Here is a 1,741-nt window from a genome sequence, read left to right as displayed (position 1 = left end):
GTGTCGTAGACCTCGACGCCGTAGCCGTGCTTCTCGGCCCAGCGGATGTACATGCGCATCAGCATCTCGGCCCAGTCGGCGGCGTCGATGCCGCCTGCGCCCGAGCGGATGTTGACCAGCGCGTCGCGGGCGTCGTACTCCCCGCCCAGCATCGTCTTGACCTCCATCGCCTCGATGTCGGTACGCAACGATGCGCGTTCGGCGTCGGCATCGGCCAGGGCGGCGACCTGGTTGTCACCCTCCTCGGCGTCGGCGAGCTCGTAGTGGACCGGGAGGTCGTCGAGACGCTGACGCAGTTCACTGACCCGTCGGAACTCGGTCTGAGTGTGCGACAGCTCGCTGGTGACCTGCTGCGCGTGCTCCTGGTCGTTCCAGAGTTCGGGGTCGGCGGCCTGGTGCTCGAGCTCGCTGATCCGCCGGGACAGCTCCTCGAGATCGAGCACCTTCTCCACGGTCGTGAGAGTGGTGTCGAGCGATTCGAGGTCTGCGGCTATGTCGGGATGCACGGTGTATCAGGCTACCGGGCCACACCGAGGTCGATCTCCCACTACTGTGCGGGCGGCACCTCGAGGTTGCCGAAGCGCCAGCTCGTCTCGGCCTTGCCCGGCTTGTAGACCACCGGCATGTCCGAACCGATCTGCGGCCACGGGGTCTTGCCGGTCACCACCAGGTCGCCGTAGACGTCGGTCGGCGCGGTGTCCGGTCCGACGATGGTCCCCGACACCGTGCAGAACATCTGGTCGTTCTTGTCGCCTGCGTCGGGGCGGTCGCTGACCCCGGTCACCGTGAACGTGCCCTGCACGAACGAGCCGGCACCCGCGCCACCGAACAGCCCACCGCCGCCGGGGCGTCGACCGCGCTGCATCACGAACACCGCGAGCAGGACGACCAACATCAGCGCGAACGCGATGGTTATCAGCATGGGAAGCGCCGACCACCTCTCGACTCGGGGAATGGGGTGCCACGTAGCCTACCGGGCATGATGTCCGATCCGGTTTCCGATCTGCAGCTCGCATTGACGATGGCTGATCGCGCCGATGCGATCACTCGCGACCGCTTCGGCGCGATCGATCTCGAGGTGTCGTCGAAACCCGATCTCACCCCGGTGTCCGACGCGGACCTCGCCGTCGAGACCGAGCTGCGCTCGGTGCTGGCCGAGCACCGAGCCGACGACGCCGTACTCGGCGAGGAGTTCGGCGGGGCGCCCCTGCTGACGGGACGACAGTGGGTCATCGACCCCATCGACGGGACCAAGAACTTCGTGCGCGGCGTGCCGGTGTGGGCGACGCTGATCAGCCTGCTCGTCGACGGCACCCCGGTGCTCGGCGTGGTGTCGGCGCCGGCGCTGTCGCGGCGATGGTGGGCCGAGTCCGGCTCCGGCGCCTGGGCGCAGGTCGACGCGGACAACGCTCGGCGGGTTCGGGTGTCGGGAGTCGATTCGCTGCACGCGGCGAGCCTGGCGTTCTCGAGCCTGAGCGGGTGGGGCGACCGCGGCGTGCGAGGGCAGTTCATCGCGCTCACCGACGAGGTGTGGCGGGTGCGCGGATACGGCGACTTCTACAACTACTGCCTCGTCGCCGAGGGCGCGGTCGACATCGCCGCCGAGCCCGAGGTGTCGCTGTGGGACCTGGCCGCCGTCGACATCCTGGTGCGTGAGGCCGGCGGCACGTTCACCGACCTGGACGGAACGAGCGGCCCGCACGGTGGCAGCGCCATCGCCAGCAACGGGCTGCTGCACGAC

The 1,741-nt window shown here is 68.9% G+C and carries 3 protein-coding genes; 1 reads left to right on the top strand and 2 read right to left on the bottom strand.

The window, feature by feature from the left end; genetic code table 11:
• Positions 1-506, bottom strand: a 506-nt coding sequence (locus JHC79_RS16980) for a PCRF domain-containing protein (protein ID WP_296392932.1), incomplete at its 3' end; no start/stop codon positions are given.
• Positions 507-547: 41 nt separating this feature from the next.
• Positions 548-922, bottom strand: a complete 375-nt coding sequence (locus tag JHC79_RS16975) for a hypothetical protein (RefSeq protein WP_296392930.1) — start codon at positions 920-922, stop codon at positions 548-550.
• A 60-nt stretch (positions 923-982) separates the two neighbouring features.
• Here JHC79_RS16975 and hisN point away from each other — a divergent pair.
• Positions 983-1,741: histidinol-phosphatase (gene hisN / locus JHC79_RS16970; protein WP_296392927.1), on the top strand; the 759-nt coding region annotated here is incomplete at its 3' end.

The sequence above is a fragment of the Williamsia sp. genome (assembly GCF_016462415.1).
Classification (GTDB): Bacteria; Actinomycetota; Actinomycetes; order Mycobacteriales; family Mycobacteriaceae; genus Williamsia_A.
This window is presented reverse-complemented; position numbering and strand designations above follow the sequence as displayed.